Source organism: Shigella sp. FC1544 (genome assembly GCF_001722145.1).
Taxonomy (GTDB): Bacteria; Pseudomonadota; Gammaproteobacteria; order Enterobacterales; family Enterobacteriaceae; genus Escherichia; species Escherichia coli.
The window spans coordinates 1-421 of sequence record NZ_MECT01000457.1 but is presented as its reverse complement, the minus strand read 5'-3'; the positions used below and the strand labels follow the sequence as shown (position 1 = coordinate 421).

The 421-nt window shown below is 53.4% G+C and carries 2 protein-coding genes; both read left to right on the top strand.

Annotated elements, in window-relative coordinates; genetic code table 11:
- Positions 1 to 176: PerC family transcriptional regulator (locus BGK49_RS28035; RefSeq protein WP_113411924.1), on the top strand; the 176-nt coding region annotated here is incomplete at its 5' end.
- Positions 176 to 421, top strand: a 246-nt coding sequence (locus BGK49_RS18380) for a phage N-6-adenine-methyltransferase (RefSeq protein ID WP_069375804.1), incomplete at its 3' end; no start/stop codon positions are given. The genes BGK49_RS28035 and BGK49_RS18380, both read left to right, overlap by 1 nt.

The following is a 421-nucleotide window of genomic DNA, read 5'->3' as shown; positions in this document are numbered from 1 at the left end:
CCAGGGGCTTATACCGTCGTGCTGCAACGGTGTGGATGGCGGCATTCCGTGAAAGCCACTCCCAGCCAGAACGAAACAATTTTCTGGCGCGTCGTGAGCAGTGTTTACGGAAAAGCAGTAAGCGCGCTGTATCGGGTGATGAGTGGTATCTGTCAGGGAATTACGTGGGGGCTTAATGAGTAATAAATATTGCCAGGCGCTGGTGGAACTGCGGAACAAACCAGCCCATGAACTGAAGGAAGTGGGCGATCAGTGGCGCACGCCGGACAACATTTTCTGGGGAATTAACACCCTGTTTGGTCCGTTTGTTCTGGATCTGTTCACTGACGGTGATAACGCCAAATGTGCCGCGTATTACACGGCGGAAGACAACGCGCTGGCGCATGACTGGTCAGAACGTCTTGCGGAGCTTAAAGGTGCT